This is a genomic window from Cupriavidus sp. FW305-26 (assembly GCF_058787975.1).
On the sequence record NZ_JBYTAH010000035.1, the window covers coordinates 38019 to 54305 of the forward strand.

A 16287-nucleotide genomic window follows, 5' to 3' on the forward strand; every position below is an offset into this window, starting at 1 on the left:
TGCCCGCGTCATGCGTTGGACGCGTGGGGATAGGTATCAGGGTCCGGCTGCGCGGAAGCAAAGCGGGCGGTCGCGCGCGCGCCGCCGGGTTGCCACAGCCGCGCCTGCAGGGTCTCGGCCAGTTCGCGGATGCGCGGGCCCAGGTTGCTTTCCAGGATCTCGGGCGACAGCCGTGTCGCGGCCCCGCCGATATTCAACGCCAGCACCTCGCTGCTGCCCGCCAGGCGCAGCGGCGCGGCGGCGCCGCTGACGGTGCGGTCCCATTCGGCATGCGCCACGCAGAAGCCGCGCCGTGCGTGGTCGCGCAGCGCACGGTCGATGCCGGTGCGCACGGCGGGCCAGCGCGAGCCATAGTGGCGCGCCAGTTCGGCCAGCGCGGCCTCGCGGTGATCGGCATCGAGCCCCGCCAGCCAGGCGCGGCCGATCGCCGAGGTGGCCATCGGCAGGCGCGCGCCCGGCGCCAGCCGGATCACCAGCGCCCCGCGCGGCTGGCAGCTTTCCAGGTAGACCATGGCGTGCCGGTCCGGCATGGCCAGTGCCACCGTGCAATCGGAGGCAAACGCCAGCGACTGCATCAGCGGCTGCGCGATCTCGCGGATGCCGGCGCCGCCTACATAGCGGTGGCCCAGCACCATCGCGCCCTGCCCCAGCCGGTACTTCTCAGTGGCTTCGATGTAGGTGAGATAGCCGAGCGTGGCCAGCGTGTAGGTGAGCCGCGACACGGTCGGGCGCGGGATGCCGGTGCGCCGCGACAGCTCGGCGTTGCCCAGGTAATCGTCCTGCGGCCCGAAGGCGCGCAACAGCTCCATGCCGCGTGCCAGCGCGGTGACGAAGTTGCGGTCGTCGGCGCAGGCATGGCCCGCCTGCGCGTCGGCCGGCACCAGGACATGTGCGGCATCGGGCGGCGGGGTTGGAATGGTGGTGGTGCGTTTCATGGGCAGGCGGCCGGGAAGAGAACATTGATAGCAGCAACGGGGCTGCGCAGGGACCGCTATGTAGGGAAAGCATGTGCCATAGAAACGGCGTTGATGGATACGAATCAAAAAGTCAGTACGGTTTTTGCCGGACGAAATTCTTGTAAATACAAACCATTCTCATTTATGATGCGCCACTTTCGTCGTTTTCACCTTGCGCCCTCATGCTTGTCCGCCGTCTTGCCATACCCGCCGCCGTCAGTTGCCTGCTCCTGCCTCCCGTCGTTTCCCACGCCGCCGAAGATCCCGCCACGCTGCCATCCGTGACGGTCAGCGCCGCCGCCGACGGGCAAACTGACGTAGGCTTCAGCACGCGGCGGCCGGCCGGAGTGACCAAGTCGGATCAATCCGCGGCCGACGCCGCGCAGTCGATCACCGTCATTACGCGTGACCTGCTCGACAGCCAGCAGGCACAGAACCTCAGCGACGCGCTGCAGAACTCAGCCGGCGTGGTCACCAACGTCTATGGCAGGCGCGGCTGGGACGACTTCATCATCCGCGGCCAGCGTGCATCGGAATCGATCTTTGCCGACGGATTGCTCGTCGACAGCAACAACCGCGTGGCGCAGGAGCTGTTCGGCGTGGAACGCGTGGAAGTGCTCAAGGGACCGGCCTCGATCCTGTTCGGCGCGGTGCAGCCGGGCGGCCTGGTCAACATGGTCAGCAAGCGCCCGCGTGCCGAACTGTTCGGTGAACTGGGCCTGACCGTCGGCAACTACGGCTTCCGGCAGGCGACGGTCGACGTCGGCACGCCGCTGGCCAAGGACAGCAAGGCCGCGTTCCGCCTGAACGCGCTGATGATGAACAGCGACGATCCGACCGACTACGTCTGGTATCGCAACCGCTGGATCGCGCCATCGCTGACGCTCGACCTTGGCACGCGCACGGACTTCACGATCCTGGCCAGCCACAGCCAACGCAACTACGTGCGCCAGCAGGGCCTTCCAGTGAATGGCACCCTGGTGCCGAACCGCAATGGCGTGGTGCCGAGCAACCGCTTCATCGGCGAGCCGAATGCGCCGTCTTATGACGGCGAGCAGAACCGCATCGGCTACGCGCTGACGCACCGCTTCGACTCCGGCTGGACCTTGAACCAGAACCTGCGCTACCAGACGTCGTCGCTGACCGGCACGCTGGTGTCGGCCGGCACCATGGCCGTCAACAGCCAGGCGATGAACCGCAGTGGCACGCAGCAGAGCTTCTCGGGGGACTCGTTCGGTGTTGACACTAACGTGCAGCGGACTTTCGCGTTCACGGGGCATGCCCACAGCGTGACCTTTGGCATCGACTACCGCCATACGAAGGAAGACCGCCTGCAGAAGACGTGCCGCGTGGCAGCGCTGAACGTCTACAACCCGGTCTATGGCGCCAGCATCAACTGCCCGTCCGCCTATAGCCTGGACGCGACCGATACGCTAAACGCGGTTGGCCTCTACCTGCGCGACCAGATCCGTATCGCCGAGCGCTGGACCGTGACCGGCGGCGTGCGCTACGAATCCGCGCAGACGAGCACGACGGACCGGCTGGCGCGGTCGCGAACCGGCAACGACGACAACGCCGTCACCGGCAGCGCGGGCGTGATGTACGACCTGACGCACTGGGCGCGTCCGTACCTGAGCTTCGCCACTTCGTTCCTGCCGAACGCCGGCACCGACGTCAACGGCGCCACGTTCAAGCCCGAGAAGGGCCGCCAGTACGAAGTGGGCATCAAGTTCGACATGCCGGACAAGACCGGCCTGCTGACCCTGGCCGCGTTCGACCTGACCCGCACCAATGTGCTCAGTACCGATCCGGTTAACACAGGCTTCAGCGTGGCCGTGGGCGAACAGCGTTCGCGCGGGCTGGAAATGGAGCTGACGCAGGATCTCGGCAATGGCCTCAGCGTTTCGGGCGCCTATGCCTATATCGCAAGCGAAGTCACCGAAGACACCACGGCTGCGAACGTCGGCAAGCCGCTCAACAGCGTGCCCCGGCACAGCTTCTCGGTGTGGAGCCAGTACCGCTTCCGCGGCGCGCTGGCTGGCTGGTACGTCGGTGCCGGCGTGCGCGGCGAGAGCGCCAAGCGCGGCTACAGCTTTAACTACACCGTGCCGGGCTACACGGTGGCCGATCTTGCCGTCGGCTACGTGGCATCGCACTGGCGCGCGGCGTTCAACGTCAAGAACGTGTTCGACAAGATGTACTACGCGGGCGGCCTGAACAACAACGTGCTACCAGTGGGCAATCCGCGGGTGGCCATGCTCAACGTGACGATGAACTATTGATGCGGCCCCCGCCTGGAGCCTCCTGACCAGTAGTCAGGCGGCCATCAAGCTGATGTGGCTGGCCTTGCGCCCGCCCCATCGCCGCAATCACCGCCCCTAAAATCTGCATCCCCCGCTGAATCTGCTCCACCGTCAAACTCGCATAACCGAGCACCAGCCCGGCCGCTCGACGCTGTCCGTGCGGCCGGGCCCCTGCAAACAACGGTGATACCGGGTAGACCCCCACATCCTGGCTGCGCGCAGCGGCCACCAGCGCTGTCTCGTCGCGGGGCCGCAGCGACGGCAACCACAGCACCACATGCAGCCCCGCCGCCGTACCGCAGACTTCCGCGTCCGCTGGCAGGAAACGTGCGACGCCATCCAGCAAGGCCGCTCGCCGGCGCTCGTTTTCCCGGCGCATGCGCCGCACATGGCGTTCGTAGGCACCGCTTTCGATCAGCGCTGCCAGCACGCGCTGCTCCAGCACGGGCGCATGGCGGTCGGCCAGCCGCTTGGCCTGCCGGAACACCGGCACCAGCTCAGGCGGCAGCACCAGGTAGCCGAGCCGCAGTTGTGGCGACAGCGCCTTGGAGAAAGTGCCGACGTAGATCACGCGGCCGTCGGTGTCGATCGAGCGCAGCGTGTCGATCGGGCGCTGGCCGTAGCGGAACTCCCCGTCGTAGTCGTCCTCGATGATCCAGGCGTCGTGGCGCTGCGCCCATTGCAGCAGCTCCAGGCGCCGGCCGATCGGCAGCACGCCCCCTAGTGGGAACTGGTGCGACGGTGTCACGTACACCAGGCGCACACGATCGTCCTGGGGAAGGCTGGCGGTATCCAGGCCATGCCCGTCCACCGGCGTGGCCTGGCACCTGGCGCCGGTGGCTTCGAAGCAGCGCCTCGCCATCAGGTAGCCGGGATCTTCGAAGGCAAAGGCGTCGCCGGCATCCAGCAGCAGCCGCGCGCACAGGTCGATGGCCTGCTGCGAGCCATGCACCACCAGAACCTGCTCGGCCTCGCAGGCCAGTCCCCGGGCACGCCGCAAATAGCCCTGGAGGGCGCGTCGCAGCGACGCCTCACCTTCGGGCGGGGCGTAAGACAGGCTGTTTTGCTGGCGCAGCAGTTCGGCCTGGTAGGCACGCCGCCAGGCCAGGGTTGGGAAGTCCCGCGAAGCCACCGCCCCATACAGGAAGTCGAAACGAACCGGTTCAGCCTGCAGCAGTGCCGGCATGCCGAGTCCCGCCACGCGGCGCCCGAATTCGGACAGGGTTGGGGCGGACCTGGCGCGCCGGCCTGCGCTGATCCCGGCTGGTGCCGGTGCCGCCAGGGGGCTGGCGATTCGGGCCACGCGCCCCACCGCAGTGACGAGGAAGCCCTCGGCAGCAAGTTGTTCGTAGGCGGCGGTGACAGTGGTACGCGACACCCCCAACTCGGACGCCAGCGCCCGTGTGGACGGCGCCCGGGCGCCCGGCGGCAGGGTGCCGTCCGCGATCTGGGCACGCAGAAGATCGTAGATGCGGCGCCCCGCGCCCGTGGCTCCGGCACGGGTACCGGCTGGCTGGCGTGACTGGCCCATAAAGAATCATGAAAACCGGACCTTCCGATTGTGCCAGTTGTCGGCGACAGTATCGAGCATTCCATCGCTTCCGATTCCCCACCATGTATATTCCTGCTCACTTTGCTGAAAACCGGCCAGAGGAACTGGGCCGCATCATCCGCGAGCACCCGCTGGGGATGCTGGTTACGCAAGGCAGCGCCGGACTGGATGCCGACCACATCCCGTTCGAGTTCGATCCCGGCGAGGGAACCCACGGCGTGCTCACAGCCCACGTGGCCCGCGCGAACCCACTCTGGCAGCGTTGCCCCACCGGCTCGCCGGTCATGGTCGTGTTCCGGGGCGCCGAGGCCTATATCTCGCCCAACTGGTACCCGAGCAAGCATGAGGCGCACCGCCAGGTGCCGACCTGGAACTACGAGGTGGTGCACGCGCACGGCACGATCACCGTGCATGACGACGAGCGTTTTGTTCGCCGCCTGGTTGCGCGCCTGACACGGCGGCACGAGGCAGCCGAACCCAGGCCCTGGAAGATGGGGGACTCCGCGCCGGAGTACATCGACAGCATGCTGCGCAACATCGTGGGCATCGAGATCGCCGTCACTTCGCTGGTGGGCAAGGTCAAGGTCAGCCAGAACAGGGAGTTGCGGGACCGCCTCGGTGCCGCCGAGACCCTGGAGGCGCGGGGGTATGGCGAACTTGCGCAGTCCATGCGCAAGGCTGGTTGAATTGCCCCCGGGCCCGCGCTCAGCTTTTCCTCACCATTGACGAATACCCCGCCATGTCATTCATCTCCTTCCTGATCGCAGCCATCGTTCTCGCCATCACCCCCGGCCCGGCCATCGCCTATGTCGTTGCACGAACGGTGGCTGGCGGCCGATCCGCAGGCCTGGCTTCATGCTTCGGCACCGCCCTCGGAGGCTTGCTCCATGTGCTCGCGGCAGCCTTGGGCCTGTCGCTGGTCATTGCCCAGTCGGCCGTGGCATTCAACCTGCTCAAGTATCTGGGTGCTGCTTATCTGGTGTACCTGGGGATTCGCATGCTGATGCGCAAGCAGGCGCCGGTCACGCTCGAAACCATGCCATCCAGAGGTGCGCGCCGCGCTCTGGTCGAGGGCATCATGGTCGAGGTCCTGAACGTCAAGACGGCGCTGTTCTTTCTGGCGTTCCTGCCGCAGTTTGTCTCGGCGAGCGAAGCTCTGGTGCCGCAGTTGGTGCTGTTGGGCTGCATTTGCGTCGCGCTCAATACGCTGGTCGACGTTGTTGTCGTGTTTGCCGCGCATCGTCTGCTCAAGTCCGGCGCCGCCCGCGAAGCTCGCGCCCGCTTGATGACCCGGATGTCGGGCGTGACGATGCTGGGCCTGGGCGCCTTTCTGGCGCTCGCCCGGCGCGAAGCATAGACAGGGGGGCGGTTCGGCGCAGGGCTCGAACCGCCCGCCCCTCAAGCAGCAGCCCGCCGGGCCGCGCCGCGATACTGCGCCAGCAACGCGTCCCGCCGTACTGCCGCCGCATCCATGCTGGCCTCCTTCACGTGGCCGTAGCCGCGGATATCCTCCGGCAACGCGGCAAGCGCCAGCGCGGTGTCGACGTTGTCCGCGCTCAGGGACGCCGCGAACTCGTCGACCAAGGCCAGATAGTCGTTGACCAGCGCCCGCTCGGCGCGGCGCTCGGCAGTCTTGCCAAACACATCGAACGCCGTGCCACGCAACCCCTTCAGGCGCGCCAGCAAGCGGAATGCCGTCATCGTGCGCGGACCGAAGCGGCGCTTGACCGGGTGGCCCTTGTCGGTCTTGGCCAGCAGCGGCGGCGCCAGCCAGAAGTTGAGCTGGTAGTCGCGGCCGGGCTCCCCTTCAAACTGGGCGCGCAGCTTGTCCAGGAAGGCGGGATCGGCGTAGAGGCGCGCCACCTCGTATTCGTCTTTGTAGGCCATCAGCTTGGCCAGGTTACGGGCCACGGCCTCGGTCAACGGCAGCTTGCGGTCGATGCCCAGTTGCTGCTCCGCGGCGCGGATGCGCTCGACAGCCTCGCGGTAGCGGGCGGCATATGCAGAGTTCTGGTATTCGGCCAGCATCGTCTCGCGCTTGCGGATCAGGGTGTCGAGCGCCTGCGGGATTGCCACGACCTGTGCGGCCGGGGCCGCCGGAGCACCCGGCAAGTGCGCCTTGACCGCCGCCTCGCCATGGTGCGCGAGATACCGCCCCCATTCGAATGCCAGCCGGTTCTTGTCGATCGACACTCCATTGAGTTCGATCGCGCGCAGCAGGCTTTCACGCTGCAGCGGGATCCAGCCCTTCTGCCAGGCAAAGCCGAGCAACAGCGGGTTGGAGTAGATGGCGTCGGCCAGCAGGGTCACCGCCCATGCGCTGGCGTCGAAGAATGCGCAGGCATCGCCCACGCTGGCGCGCAGGTCCTGCTCGGCGCTGGCACCGGGGAACTTCCACTTCGGGTTCTTGATGAATTCCGCGGTGGGCGTGTTGGCGCTGTTGACCACGGCGGCGGTCAGGCCATGCCGGACCTTCGACAACACCTCGGGCGACGCCGAGACGATGGCGTCGCCCCCGATCACCAGGCGCGCCTCACCCGTCGCGATACGCGTCGCGTGCAGGTCGTCCGGGCCCGGTGCGATCTGCACGTGGCTGATCACAGCCCCGCCCTTCTGTGCCAGGCCAGCCATGTCGAGCACGGTCACGCCCTTGCGTTCAAGGTGCGATGCCATGCCCAGCAGGCCGCCGATGGTGACCACGCCAGTGCCGCCCACACCGGTGACCAGCACGCCGTACGGCCGCTCCAGGGCCGGCAGCCGCGGCAGCGGCAGCGCCTCGAAGTCGGCGCCGGTGCCTTTGCCACCCGCTGCCGCGGGCTTGCGCACCTGCGCCCCCTCGGCAGTGACAAAGCTCGGGCAGAAGCCGTTGACGCAGGAGAAATCCTTGTTGCACGACGACTGGTTGATCTTGCGCTTGGTCCCGAGTTCGGTCTCCAGCGGCTCCACCGACAGGCAGTTGGACTTGGCCGAGCAATCGCCGCAGCCCTCGCAGACCGCGTCGTTGATAAAGGCGCGCTTGGCCGGGTCAGGATAGGTGCCGCGCTTGCGGCGGCGGCGCTTCTCGGTCGCGCAGGTCTGGTCGTAGATCAGGATGGTGACGCCCGCGGTATCGCGCAGCTCGACCTGGACGGCGTCGAGCTGGTCGCGATGGAACACAGTCACGCCCGACGGCAGCATGGCGCCGTCGCCATACTTCTGCGGCTCGTCGGTGACGACGACCAGCTTCTTCGCGCCCTCGGCCAGCACCTGGTGCGCAATCTGCGGCACCGTCAGCACGCCGTCGATGGGCTGCCCGCCGGTCATTGCCACGGCGTCATTGAACAGGATCTTGTAGGTGATATTGGCCTTGGCCGCGATCGATGCGCGGATGGCCAGCAGCCCCGAGTGGAAATACGTGCCGTCGCCCAGGTTGGCAAACACGTGCTTGTCGCCGGTGAAATGCATCTGGCCGGTCCAGGCCACGCCTTCGCCGCCCATCTGGCTGAAGGTGTCGGTATTGCGGTCCATCCACAGGGTCATGTAGTGGCACCCGATGCCGGCCAGCGCACGCGAGCCCTCCGGCACGCGCGTGGACGTATTGTGCGGGCACCCCGAGCAGAACCAGGGCTTGCGCTCCACCGCGATGCGCGGCTGCGCGGCCTCGCGCTCCTTGGCCTCGATCAGCGCCACGCGCGCGGCAATGCGTGCGCGCACCGCTTCCGGCAGGTCAAAACGTTCCAGCCGGCGGGCGATAGCCTTGGCGATCAGCGCCGGCGACAATTCATAGTGCGCGGGCAGCAGCCAGTTGCCACGCGGCACCGACCACTCGCCGCCATCGTTGCCACGCTGGTCGAACTTGCCGAAGACCTTGGGCCGCACATCCTCGCGCCAGTTGTACAGCTCTTCCTTGAGTGCGTATTCGAGGATCTGCCGCTTCTCTTCCACCACCAGGATCTCTTCCAGGCCGGTGGCGAACTCACGGGCGCCGTGCGCCTCCAGCGGCCACACGCAACCCACCTTGTAGACGCGGATGCCGATGCGGGCGCAGGTGTCATCGTCCAGGCCCAGGTCTGCGAGCGCCTGGCGCACGTCCAGGTACGCCTTGCCGGCGGTCATGATGCCGAAGCGCGCGTTCGGCGAATCGAGCACGACGCGATTGAGGCGGTTGGCCCGCACATAGGCCAGCGCCGCATACCACTTGTGGTCAAGCAGCCGCGCCTCCTGCTCCAGCGGGGAATCGGGCCAGCGGATATTGAGTCCGCCCTGCGGCATGACAAAGTCCTGCGGCAGCGCGATCTGCACGCGCTCGGGATCGATCTCGACCGAGGCGGTCGACTCCACCACGTCGGTGACGCACTTCATTGCCACCCACAGGCCGGAATACCGGCTCATGGCCCAGCCATGCAGGCCGTAGTCGAGGTACTCCTGCACATTGGCGGGGTACAGCACCGGGATGCCGGCGGCCTGCAGCACGTGCTCCGACTGGTGCGCCACGGTGGAGGACTTGGCGGCATGGTCGTCGCCGGCCAGCAGCAGCACGCCGCCATGGCGCGACGAGCCGGCCGAATTGGCGTGCTTGAGCACGTCGATGGACCGGTCCACGCCCGGCCCCTTGCCATACCACATCGAGAACACGCCGTCGCGCGTGGCGCCGGGGAACAGGTTGACCTGCTGGCTGCCCCAGACGGCGGTCGCGGCAAGGTCTTCGTTGACGCCGGGCTGGAACACCACGTCGCTGGCCGCCAGGTGCTGCTTGGCCTTCCACAGGGCCTGGTCGACGCCGCCCAGCGGCGAGCCGCGATAGCCCGAGATAAAGCCGGCGGTGTTGAGGCCGGCGGCGCGGTCGCGCGCCTTCTGTAGCATTGGCAGGCGGACCAGGGCCTGCACGCCGCTCATGTAGACGCGGCCCTGCTCCAGGGTGTACTTGTCGTCCAGGCTGGCGCTGGCCAGGGCTTCGAGCAAGGCGGGGTTCAGCGGGGCATTCACGATCTCAGTCTCCGTGCTTGTTCTCTTGTATCCGGAGCAGTTTAGAAATCCGTGCCGTCATCGTAAAATCATGAATTCAAACACCTGATATCTGAAAAACGGATAACCCGGAGATTCCCATGTCCAAGGCGCGCGAAGGCTCGGAAAGACTGGCCAAGGAAGTCACGCTGAGGCAGTTCCGCTACTTCGTCGCGGCCGCGGAGACCGGGCAATTCTCGATGGCCGCGACCGCCGAGCATGTCTCGCAGTCGGCCATCACCAATGCCGTGCTGGCGCTTGAGCAGCGCCTGGCGGTACGCCTGTTCGAGCGCCGGCCCCATGGGGTGACGTTGACGGCAGAAGGCCACCTCTTCTTCCAGCACGCCCGCCAGATCCTGGATTCGGTCGAGGATGCGCTGCGCGAGCCGCGCTTCCAGGTGCACGGGTTGCAGGGCAGCGTGCGCCTTGCCGCCTCCTATACGGTGCTGGGCTACTTCCTGCCGGGGCTGCTGGCGCGCTTTCGCACCAACTATCCGGACATCGAACTGGATCTGCTCGACATGGACCGGCCCGATATCGAGCGGGCCGTGCTGGCGGGGGAGATCGAGCTGGGCATCGCGCTGCTGTCGAACCTGGAGCGGCCCCAGCGCTTCCAGCGCCATACGCTGATGCGATCCCGGCGCCAGTTGTGGACTTCGTCCAGCCATCCGCTGCTGGCCGTCGAGCGCCCTTCGCTGCGCGATATTGCGGCCTATCCGTATATCCTCATCACCGTGGACGAGGCCGAGGAATCCACGCTGCGTTACTGGCGCAGCCACCGGCTCGCACCCAAGGTCGCATTCCGGACCGGCTCGATGGAGGCCCTGCGCGGGCTGGTGGCGCATGGCTTCGGCGTCACCGTGCTGTCCGACATGGTGTATCGCCCGTGGTCACTGGAGGGAAAGCAGATCGAGGCCCGCCCGATTGCCAATGCGGTGCCGGACATGGAAGTTGGCATGCTGTGGCAGCCCGGGCGCAAGCTGGGCAAGCCGGCGGATGCGCTGAGGGAGTTCCTGATTCACGCGTGCGGGAGCTGAGGCGGGACATTCGATTGCCCGCGCCCTTACAACAACGCTATCTGAAGGACCGGTAGCCTGTCGTCGAGTAGTCCGTGTAGAAATCCGCCAGGCAATGCAGATTGAGCGCCCGGATCTCTTCAGTCATGAAGTCAACAAAAACGCGGATGCGCGAGGGCAGGTGCTGGCGGCCGAGGTAACAGATGTAATGCCCGCGGTCGTCAGGCGCATACCGTCCCATGGCGATGACCAGTTCGCCGCGGGCGATGCGGTCGCAGGCCTGGTAGCCCGCCATCTGCGCGATGCCCAGCCCGTCGAGCACCGCCGCCAGCACCAGCTCAGGGTCATTGAACGTCAGCCTTGCGGCAGGCACAACCTTGCGCACATGCCCCTCGACCTTGAATTCCCATTCAAGGATGCGCGCGCCGGCGATGCGGGTGTTGATGCATTCGTGCCGGGCGAGATCCTCCAGCGTCGACGGTAGTCCATGCCGCGCCGCGTAGGCAGGAGACGCGCACACAGCCATCTGCATCGGGATCAGCTGCTTCGCAACGATGCTTGAATCCTCGATGCGGCCATTGCGGAACGCGACGTCGATGTTCCCGGCCGCGAAGTCCGTTGGCCGGTCATCGAGCACCAGGTCCAGGGAAATGTCCGGATAAGCCGCCGAGAACTTCGACAGCAGCGGCGCCACCACCTTGCGCCCGAAGCCGGCCGTCGCGCTAATGCGAAGCAGGCCGCTTGGCGGTCCAAGGCGCAGTTCCAGCATGTCGTTCATGGCCTCGACGATATGCGCCACGCCCTGGTGACAGTTCTCGAAGAAGCGCTCGCCCTCGCGGGTCAGTTGGGTGGTGCGCGTGGTGCGCAGGAACAGCCGCGTGCTCAGCTGCGTTTCCAGCTTCAGGACGTTGCGGCTGACCGCTGAGCGGCCGATGCCCAGCCGCTCGCCCGCCTTGGAGAAGCTGCCCTCGGTGGCGACCGCCATGAAGGCGATGATGCCGGCGTAGCTTGCCGCGAAACTGGCGGACAGCCCGTCCGCGCGATCCGGCGGGCCGGGGCGAAAGCCCCGCTGCGGCATACCGGTTACGTCTCTATCCGCCCCCCCGCGGTTGACAGGGGACGTCGGGTGAACGTCTGGGACAACGATGTCCATGTCATTGCCTTTCGGCGCGGCGCAACGAATGAGGGTCCACGCTGTGCGGTGCACAACCATGGCATGATCGTAATGACCCGCCATGCCCGGGTAAATGACAGATGCCCCTGGATTTCTGCCATCCGGCCCGGCGCGAGCGGCGACAATGCAGATATGAAGCAGCGGAAGGCGCCGGTCCACAGGGCCTTCCGCTGCGATCCGTGGCGAAGGCGTCGCACTGCGCGTGCTTGCCGGCCACATGCCTTGCGCGGGATCGCGCCGGCGGCATAACATCCATCGACTTTCAAGATCCCTGCCATGGTTCCCTCTCCGCCTGCGCCCTCTTCCCGGACACTTGACGACCAGCCACGCAATCTTCTGTTCGTGGCCTTCCCGGACATGAGCCTGCTTGATCTCACCGGACCGCAAACCGTGTTCTGGGCTGCCTCCCGGTTTGCACGCGAACGCGGCTTCGCCGGCTACCGGAGCCATCTGGCAAGCGAGCACGGCGGCCTGGTTGCCTCGGCCGAAGGCACCGCCGTGCAGGCCATGGCGCTCTCGGAAATCGATCTGCAGCACATCGATACGATCATCCTCCCGGGTGCCCCCGAGATGGTCAGGGTGCTCGACAGCGCCACCTCGCTGGTCGCCTGGCTGCAGCAGGCCGCCGGACAGGTACGCCGCGTTGCCTCGGTCTGCAGCGGGGCCTTCCTGCTTGCGCAAGCGGGCTTGCTTGACGGCAGGCGCGCTGCCACTCACTGGGCGATGCATGCGCAGTTCCGCGCGCGCTTTGCCGCGGTCGAACTGGACCGGGACGCCATTTTCGTCCGCCAGGACCGCATCTGGACCTCGGCCGGCGTGACCACCGGCATCGACATGGCGCTTGCGCTGGTCGAGGACGACTATGGCCACGATATCTCGCTGAGCGCGGCCAGGGAGCTGGCGGTCTTCATCAAGCGGCCGGGCACGCAGCCTCAGATCAGCGAGATCCTGCTGGCGCAGAGCCGGCACGTGCCGCTGTTCGAGGCGCTCCATCTATGGATCATCGAAAACCTGTCGCGGGAAGGGCTGTCAGTGGAACAGCTCGCCGAACAGGTCGGAATGAGCCCCCGCAACTTTGCCCGGGTCTACAAGCAAAAGACCGGGCGCACCCCGGCCAAGGGGGTTGAGCATTTCCGGCTGGAAGCCGCACGCCGGCTGCTCCAGGACCTGCATCTGCCGGTGGAGCAGATCGCAAGGCAGTGCGGCTTCGGCAGCGAGGAACGGATGCGCCTTACGTTCCAGCGCAACCTGGGCTTCTCGCCCAGCGAGTATCGGTCGAAGGTGACCGGCTGAGAAAACGCCACAACCCGGCCGCACCATTGGTGCCGAACGGGAAACACCATGCGTCCGCCGCCGGCGCTACCGTCACTGCACCCCTTCGCCTAGCATGGGACATGGGTTGGATGCCCATCCCTTCCACCAGAATCGAGGTGCATGATGAAGATCGTTGTGATTGGAGGTACTGGCCTGATCGGCAGCAAGGTCGTCGCCCGGCTTGCCGGGCAAGGCCATGAAGTCGTTGCCGCGTCTCCGCAGACCGGCGTGAATGCGCTGACAGGCGAAGGCCTGAGCCAGGCACTTGCCGGGGCGCAGGTTGTCGTGGACGTGGCCAACTCGCCATCGTTCGCGGATGATGCCGTCCTGCATTTCTTCGAGACGTCCGGCCGCAACCTTGCGGCGGCGGAGAAGGCAGCCGGTGTCGCGCACCATGTGGCGCTGTCAGTGGTCGGCACGGACAAGCTCTCACAAAGTGGCTACTTCCGCGGCAAGATTGCGCAGGAAGCGCTGATCCGGAACGCCGGCATCCCTTACACCATTGTCCGCTCCACGCAGTTCCTCGAATTCCTTGGCGGCATCGTCCAGTCGGGCGCCGATGGCGATTCCGTGCGCCTGTCATCCGCATCGATCCAGCCGATTGCCTCGGATGACGTGGCCGAAGCTGTGGCCGACCACGCCCTTGCCGATCCCGTCAACGGCATCGTCGATATCGCCGGGCCGGAACGCTTCCACCTGAGCGACCTCGTGCAACGCTATCTCGATGCCACCAAGGATCCGCGCAAGGTTGTCGTCGATGGCAAGGCCCGCTATTTCGGCGCCGAACTGCAAGACGATACGCTGGTACCGGAAGGCCCGGCACGCCTGGGCAAGACCGCTTTCGAAGCGTGGCTGCGACAGAGCCAGAAGCCGAAGGCCTGACAACGCGGGCGGGCCATATGGACAACAAGGGGCTGCAAGCCCCCCCGCTGAGCCTGCTCGACAAGTATCGCGGGCAGGGCTTCCACGCCCTCTACACCACGACCGTCACCGTCTCGGGCGGGGAAACCGGACACGGCCGCGCCTCGGGCGTGGCGCGTTCCGACGACGGCAATCTTGTCATCGACCTGCGGCTGCCGGCGGCGCTGGGCGGCCCCGGCCACGGCCACGGCACCAATCCCGAGCAGTTGTTCGCCGCGGGATATGCCGCCTGCTTTCATGGGGCGCTGAACCTGCTGGCCCAGCGATCCAATGTCAGCGTCGACAACCTCGCAGTGGAAGTGGAGATAGCGTTCGGCCGCGATCCCGTTGACGGCGGCTTCGCGCTGGCCGCGGACATCCGGGTCAGGATGCCTGGCGTGCAACGACAGGTGGCGGAAGAACTGGTGCGCAATACCGAGCGCTTCTGCCCCTATGTGAAGATGGCCAGGCAGGGCATTGTCAGCGTCGTGGCAGTGGTTGACTGAGCTGCGCGCAACGACGGGCCCGCGGATGCGATCCCTGAACCTTCGGGATCGCATCCGCAGCCGGCCAATGTGCTACTTCGTTGGCGTCAGGATCGGAGCGCCCTTGTTCTTCAGCAACAGCACCATGTCACCTTGGGCTCCGGCGGCGCAGCCATGGCCGGTTGCGCCACCAGCAGGACGGAAAGCAGCAGCGGGGCCAGGCCCGGCGTTCTGATGATTTTCACGATGTCACTCCAGCTTTGCCTTATCGAGGCCATAGGCCTTGTCGGCCGAGCCCGGCACGGTCCGGAAGGCCACGTTCAGCCGGTTCCAGCCATTGATGGCCATGACCAGAAAGGTCAGGTCCGAGAGTTCCTTTTCCGACAGATGCGCGCGCACGCGCTCGTACAGGTCATCCGGCACACCGTGCGGCGGGATATTGGTCAGCACCTCGGTCCACGCCAGCGCGGCCCGCTCGCGTGGCTGGAACAGCGTCGATTCGCGCCAGATCGCGACATGGTGAAGGCGGAGCTCTCGCTCGCCATGGATGCGCGACTGCTTGACGTGCATGTCCAGGCAGAAGGCACAGCCATTGAGTTGCGAAGCGCGAATCTCGACCAGGTCACGGATGGATGGCTCGATCGCATTGTCCTGCAGCAGGGTGCCGAATTCCAGGTACTTCTTGAAGAGTTCGGGGGACTGCTTCATGGCATTCACGCGTTGAGTCATGTCGGCTCCTGAGGGATGGAAAATGTGAAGGGATGCCGTGGCACTCACCACTGCGTGCCGCGGCATGGAGCAAATCGTAGGCCGCGGCGGCGCACGGCGGTAGGCGCGCCAAGGTACCCACACTGTTGAGGCTTCGACACCAATCAGGGCTTTGGCGTAGCGCGGCTCGGGGGAAGCCGGATCCTGTCGTGTCGTGCCGATCCAGCGCAGAAAACCAAAAGAAATGGTGCAATGCAACATAAATACCCCTATGCTTGGAGGCATGCCAGCCGGCTACGCCTTCGAAAAGCGACCCGGACGCCGCTCGCCTCCCAAGAACTTGCCAGGTGTCCGTTATTCATCGGATGCCGAAGGAAAACCCGCGTGCCCTCCTCCCCTCTTCCGCAGCCGATCCTCGACGCTTCTGCAAACTCCTCCCGCCTCTTTCGTGACATGTGCGAACTGCTCCAGGCAGCAATACATGTCGTCAGCATTCGCACCACGCGCATGGCCATCGCCGGTCCGGCGCCTGGCGAACAGGACCAGCGCGAATTCAGCCTGATGAGCGTTGAGAAAGGAGAGGCCGCGTCTGAATCGTTGCTTGCCATGGGTTCGGGATGGATCAACCTGACCATGACCCTCGCAAAGGACACCAGCGATCATCTTTGGGCGACCTCCGCGGCCGCGGCGACGCTGGCGTCCAGTCGATCCGCCGCGCAATGGTTCGAACGCCAGGCCGACCTTCTGCAATTGGCCGCCGGGTTCCCCGGCAACCCGCTGCAGCTGGCAGACCTGGCGACAAACCTGATGCAGCAGATCCTCGCGCCGATCCACGGCCGCGCGATGGCAAATGCGAAGCGCCTGCGTGCATCATGAAGGCTGCCGGGCCCGGGCGC

13 protein-coding genes are annotated in these 16287 nt (G+C 66.2%); 8 read left to right on the top strand and 5 right to left on the bottom strand.

Annotated elements, in window-relative coordinates:
• Nucleotides 1-8 precede the first annotated feature (8 nt).
• The gene (locus AC3WQZ_RS19295) at nt 9-935 is read right to left on the bottom strand and encodes an IclR family transcriptional regulator (protein ID WP_454749707.1); all 927 of its coding nucleotides are present in this window, start codon (nt 933-935) and stop codon (nt 9-11) included.
• 203 nt (nt 936-1138) lie between these two features.
• Here AC3WQZ_RS19295 and AC3WQZ_RS19300 point away from each other — a divergent pair, with 203 nt between their 5' ends.
• Complete coding sequence (locus AC3WQZ_RS19300) at nt 1139-3238, top strand: TonB-dependent siderophore receptor (protein ID WP_037023368.1); 2100 nt, start codon at nt 1139-1141, stop codon at nt 3236-3238.
• Here AC3WQZ_RS19300 and pdxR read toward each other — a convergent pair.
• Entirely contained in the window at nt 3216-4790 is a 1575-nt protein-coding gene (gene pdxR, locus AC3WQZ_RS19305) for a MocR-like pyridoxine biosynthesis transcription factor PdxR (RefSeq protein ID WP_058696539.1), read from the bottom strand. The two genes, AC3WQZ_RS19300 and pdxR, sit on opposite strands and share 23 nt — an antisense overlap.
• An 83-nt stretch (nt 4791-4873) precedes the next feature.
• Between pdxR and AC3WQZ_RS19310 the strand changes: the two genes are divergently transcribed.
• Together AC3WQZ_RS19310 and AC3WQZ_RS19315 are read left to right on the top strand one after the other, a co-directional pair.
• Nucleotides 4874-5497: an FMN-binding negative transcriptional regulator gene (locus AC3WQZ_RS19310; protein ID WP_439669263.1), complete on the top strand. Its 624-nt coding sequence runs from the start codon at nt 4874-4876 to the stop codon at nt 5495-5497.
• A 53-nt stretch (nt 5498-5550) separates the two neighbouring features.
• Nucleotides 5551-6168, top strand: a complete 618-nt coding sequence (locus AC3WQZ_RS19315) for a LysE family translocator (RefSeq protein WP_492301079.1) — start codon at nt 5551-5553, stop codon at nt 6166-6168.
• A 41-nt stretch (nt 6169-6209) separates the two neighbouring features.
• Here the strand turns inward: AC3WQZ_RS19315 and AC3WQZ_RS19320 are convergent, their stop codons facing one another.
• Complete coding sequence (locus tag AC3WQZ_RS19320) at nt 6210-9776, bottom strand: indolepyruvate ferredoxin oxidoreductase family protein (protein WP_011617573.1); 3567 nt, start codon at nt 9774-9776, stop codon at nt 6210-6212.
• Between the two features lie 119 nt (nt 9777-9895).
• Between AC3WQZ_RS19320 and AC3WQZ_RS19325 the strand changes: the two genes are divergently transcribed.
• A complete protein-coding gene (locus tag AC3WQZ_RS19325; protein ID WP_081050135.1) occupies nt 9896-10831 on the top strand; it encodes a LysR substrate-binding domain-containing protein in 936 nt (311 codons plus the stop codon).
• Between the two features lie 37 nt (nt 10832-10868).
• On the opposite strand, the gene AC3WQZ_RS19330 is transcribed toward AC3WQZ_RS19325, so the two are convergent.
• Nucleotides 10869-11888 (bottom strand): LysR family transcriptional regulator, encoded by a 1020-nt coding sequence (locus tag AC3WQZ_RS19330; protein ID WP_492301088.1) that lies wholly within the window; start codon nt 11886-11888, stop codon nt 10869-10871.
• Between the two features lie 372 nt (nt 11889-12260).
• Between AC3WQZ_RS19330 and AC3WQZ_RS19335 the strand changes: the two genes are divergently transcribed.
• From AC3WQZ_RS19335 to AC3WQZ_RS19345, 3 genes are all read left to right on the top strand, one after another.
• A complete protein-coding gene (locus tag AC3WQZ_RS19335) occupies nt 12261-13277 on the top strand; it encodes a GlxA family transcriptional regulator (RefSeq protein WP_058696543.1) in 1017 nt (338 codons plus the stop codon).
• Between the two features lie 144 nt (nt 13278-13421).
• Complete coding sequence (locus AC3WQZ_RS19340) at nt 13422-14180, top strand: SDR family oxidoreductase (RefSeq protein ID WP_010812772.1); 759 nt, start codon at nt 13422-13424, stop codon at nt 14178-14180.
• Between the two features lie 17 nt (nt 14181-14197).
• Nucleotides 14198-14704 (top strand): Ohr family peroxiredoxin, encoded by a 507-nt coding sequence (locus AC3WQZ_RS19345; RefSeq protein WP_011617575.1) that lies wholly within the window; start codon nt 14198-14200, stop codon nt 14702-14704.
• Nucleotides 14705-14932: 228 nt separating this feature from the next.
• Here AC3WQZ_RS19345 and AC3WQZ_RS19350 read toward each other — a convergent pair whose 3' ends face one another.
• Nucleotides 14933-15412, bottom strand: coding sequence for a carboxymuconolactone decarboxylase family protein (locus AC3WQZ_RS19350; protein WP_010812769.1), 480 nt, complete (start codon nt 15410-15412; stop codon nt 14933-14935).
• Between the two features lie 363 nt (nt 15413-15775).
• Here AC3WQZ_RS19350 and AC3WQZ_RS19355 point away from each other — a divergent pair, with 363 nt between their 5' ends.
• Nucleotides 15776-16267, top strand: coding sequence for a polyhydroxyalkanoate granule-associated phasin (locus AC3WQZ_RS19355; RefSeq protein WP_231881453.1), 492 nt, complete (start codon nt 15776-15778; stop codon nt 16265-16267).
• Nucleotides 16268-16287 lie beyond the last annotated feature (20 nt).